The 4087-nt window shown below is 69.9% G+C and carries 3 protein-coding genes; all 3 read left to right on the top strand.

Annotation, left to right across the window (positions count from 1 at the left end; translation table 11 throughout):
- Window positions 1-96: 96 nt before the first annotated feature.
- Window positions 97-1527 (top strand): NAD(P)H-quinone dehydrogenase, encoded by a 1431-nt coding sequence (locus A5652_RS25980; RefSeq protein WP_067358798.1) that lies wholly within the window; start codon window positions 97-99, stop codon window positions 1525-1527.
- Window positions 1528-1658: 131 nt separating this feature from the next.
- The gene (locus A5652_RS25985) at window positions 1659-3416 is read left to right on the top strand and encodes a glycerol-3-phosphate dehydrogenase/oxidase (protein WP_067358800.1); all 1758 of its coding nucleotides are present in this window, start codon (window positions 1659-1661) and stop codon (window positions 3414-3416) included.
- 12 nt (window positions 3417-3428) lie between these two features.
- The coding region (locus A5652_RS25990; RefSeq protein WP_067358802.1) for a pseudouridine synthase at window positions 3429-4087 on the top strand (659 nt) is incomplete at its 3' end.

Here is a 4087-nt window from a genome sequence, read left to right on the forward strand (position 1 = left end):
GGCGTAGAGCGGCACGGGGAAAGCTTAGACGTCCGATGCTGGCGGGTCTTCCCTGAGCATTCGCCGGCCCCCCGCCGCTTCGTTAGGTTAGTGGCTGTGGTGACCCGCATCGTGATCCTCGGTGGAGGCCCCGCCGGTTACGAAGCCGCGCTGGTGGCCGCGACCTCGCACCCCGACACGACCCGCGTCACGGTGATCGACTCCGAGGGCATCGGCGGGGCGGCCGTCCTGGATGACTGTGTGCCGTCGAAGACGTTCATCGCCTCGACCTGGCTGCGCACCGAACTGCGCCGGGCGCCGCGGCTCGGGTTCGACATCGACATCGACGACGCCAAGATCTCGCTGCCGCAGATCCATGCCCGGGTCAGGCAACTCGCCACCGAGCAGTCCGCCGATATCACCGACCAGCTGCTGGGCGTGGGCGTGCACGTGGTCGCCGGCCACGGTGAGCTGATCGATCCCACCCCCGGACTGGCCTGCCACCGAGTCAAAGCGACCCATTCCGATCCGGGGCCCGACGGCCCCGTTACCAGCGAGTACGAGGCTGACGTCGTGCTGATCGCCACCGGCGCAAGCCCGCGGGTGCTGCCGTCGGCGCCGCCCGACGGCGAGCGGATCCTGACCTGGCGCCAGCTCTACGACCTAAAGGCGCTCCCCGAGCACCTCATCGTGGTCGGGTCCGGGGTCACCGGCGCCGAATTCGTGCACGCCTACACCGAATTGGGCGTCCCGGTGACCGTCGTGGCCAGCCGGGACCGGGTGCTGCCCTACGAGGACGCCGACGCAGCCCTGGTCCTGGAGGAGGCGTTCTCCGAACGCGGCGTCCAGCTGGTCAAGAACGCCCGCGCGCAATCGGTCACCCGCACGGAGGACGGCGTGCTGGTCACCCTGGCCGACGGGCGCACGGTCGAGGGCAGCCACGCCCTGATGACCATCGGGTCGGTGCCCAACACCAGCGGCCTGGGCCTGGACCGGGTCGGCATCGAGCTGGGCCGCGGCGGCTACCTGACCGTCGACCGGGTGTCGCGGACCTCGGTGGCCGGCATCTACGCCGCCGGTGACTGCACGGGTCTGCTGCCGCTGGCCTCGGTCGCCGCCATGCAGGGCCGGATCGCGATGTACCACGCGCTGGGCGAGGGCGTCAGCCCCATCCGGCTGCGCACGGTGGCGGCGACGGTGTTCACCAGGCCCGAGATCGCCGCCGTCGGGGTCCCGCAGACGATGATCGACGATGGTTCGGTGCCGGCGCGCACGGTCATGCTGCCGCTGCGGACCAACGCGCGGGCCAAGATGTCGGGCCTGCGCCAGGGCTTCGTGAAGCTGTTCTGTCGCCAGGCCACCGGCGTGGTCATCGGCGGCGTGGTGGTGGCGCCCATCGCATCCGAGCTGATCCTGCCGATCGCCGTGGCGGTGACGAACCGGATCACCGTCAACGAGCTGGCGCAGACGCTGGCGGTTTACCCGTCGTTGTCCGGCTCGGTCACCGAGGCCGCGCGGCGGCTGATGGCGCACGACGATCTCGACTAGTGGCGATCGCCGGCGCGGCGTAGCTGGGCGGCGTCGACACACGGGCCAGCGCCGGAACCGTTAGCCTTGGTGCAGCAGCGTCCTACTGACGAGTAACCGACAGGAGTGTCCCCGATGAGGAGCCCTCTGCCGTGAGCAACCCGATTCAGGCACCGGGTAGCGCACAGACCTGGACGGCTTCCTCTCTGGGACCTAGGCAACGCGCGCTGGCCTGGGAACGGCTGGGCACCGAACAGTTCGACGTGGTGGTGATCGGAGGCGGCGTGGTGGGCTCGGGCTGCGCGCTGGACGCCGCGACCCGCGGTCTCAAGGTGGCGCTGGTGGAGGCGCGTGATTTCGCCTCCGGCACCTCGAGCCGTTCGTCGAAGATGTTCCACGGTGGCCTGCGCTACCTCGAACAGCTCGAGTTCGGGCTGGTGCGCGAGGCGCTGTACGAGCGTGAACTGTCGCTGACCACGTTGGCGCCGCATCTGGTCAAGCCGATGCCGTTCCTGTTCCCGTTGACCAATCGCATGTGGGAACGTCCGTACATCGCCGCCGGGATTTTTCTGTACGACCGGCTGGGCGGCGCGAAATCCGTTCCGGCGCAGAAGCATTTGACGCGCGCCGGCGCGTTGCGGTTGTGCCCGGGCCTCAAGCGCAGCTCGCTGATCGGCGGAATCCGTTATTACGACACGGTTGTCGACGACGCCCGGCACACCATGACCGTCGCGCGCACCGCCGCGCACTACGGCGCGGTGGTGCGCACCTCCACCCAGGTGGTCGCGATGCTGCGCGAAGGCGATCGGGTGACCGGTGTGCGCGTCCGCGACTCCGAGGACGGCGCGCTCACCGAGGTCCGCGGCCACGTGGTGGTCAACGCGACCGGGGTGTGGACCGACGAGATCCAGGCATTGTCCAAGCAGCGCGGTCGTTTTCAGGTCCGGGCGTCCAAGGGCGTGCATGTGGTGGTGCCCCGCGACCGCATCGTCAGCGACGTCGCGATCATCCTGCGCACCGAGAAATCGGTGATGTTCGTCATCCCGTGGGGCAGCCACTGGATCATCGGAACCACCGACACCGACTGGAATCTCGACCTGGCCCACCCGGCGGCCACCAAGGCCGACATCGACTACATCCTGCAAACCGTCAACACCGTGCTGGCCATCCCGCTGACACATGCCGACATCGACGGCGTGTACGCGGGGCTGCGGCCGCTGCTGGCGGGGGAGAGCGAGGAGACCTCCAAGCTGTCCCGGGAGCACGCCGTGGCGGTGCCCGCACCGGGCCTGGTGGCCATCGCCGGCGGCAAGTACACCACCTACCGGGTGATGGCCGCCGACGCGATTGATGCTGCGGCCCAATTCATTCCGGCCCGGGTCGCGCCGTCGATCACCGAGAAGGTCAGCCTGCTGGGCGCCGACGGCTACTTCGCGCTGATCAACCAGGCCGAACACGTCGCCCAGCTGCAGGGTCTGCACCCCTATCGCGTGCGTCATCTGCTGGACCGCTACGGCTCGCTGATCGGTGAGGTGCTGGCGCTGGCGGCCCACAGCCCCGACCTGCTCGAGCCGATCAAGGAGGCGCCGGGCTATCTGCGGGTGGAGGCGCTATATGCCGTAACCGCCGAGGGTGCTTTGCATTTGGAGGATATCCTGGCCCGCCGGATGCGTGTCTCCATCGAATACCCGCACCGCGGCGTCGACTGCGCGCGAGAGGTCGCCGACGTCGTCGCGCCGGTGCTGGGCTGGTCCGCGGAGGAGATCGGGCGCGAGGTCGCGAATTACACCGCGCGGGTGGAGGCCGAGATCTTGTCCCAGGCCCAGCCCGATGACGTGTCCGCCGACGAGCTGCGCGCCAGCGCGCCCGAGGCGCGCGCCGAGATCCTCGAGCCGGTCCCGCTCAGTTGAGCAGGCCCTGATATGGCCGCGAGGCCGGCGCCACTGCCCGTGCGGGACGGACTTGGCCCGGCGCGGGTGCGGCTGCGGGGCGGCCCGGTGCTGGCCGAGCTCACCGCCCGGTTCGGCACGCGGGCCCGCGCCAAGGTGCTGGCCGGAGAGGTCGTCGGCGCCGACGGCGCGGTAATCGATAGCAGCACAGTGCTTCCCGCTGGCGCGAGCGTCTACCTGTATCGCGAGCTGCCGGACGAGGTGCCCGTCCCGTTCGACGTCCCGGTGCTGCATCGCGACGCCGACATCGTGGTTGTCGACAAGCCGCACTTCTTGGCCACCATGCCGCGCGGACGCCACGTAGCGCAGACCGCGCTGGTGCGGCTGCGGCGGGAACTGGACCTGCCCGAGCTGAGTCCGGCGCATCGGCTGGACCGGCTGACCGCCGGGGTGCTGCTGTTTACCGCGAGGCGCGAGGTGCGCGGCGCCTACCAGACGCTGTTCTCCCGCGGATCGGTCGGTAAGACATACCTGGCCCGGGCGGCCGTCGACCCGGAGCTGGAGCTCCCGCGAGTGGTGAAGAGCCGAATCATCAAGCGCCGCAGCCATCTACAGGCGGTCTGCGAGCCGGGCGCGCCCAATGCCGAGACCCGCGTGGAGCTGGTGGCTGCGGATGGGTTGTACCGGCTCAC

Source organism: Mycobacterium sp. 1165178.9 (genome assembly GCF_001673555.1).
In the GTDB taxonomy this organism is placed as follows: domain Bacteria; phylum Actinomycetota; class Actinomycetes; order Mycobacteriales; family Mycobacteriaceae; genus Mycobacterium.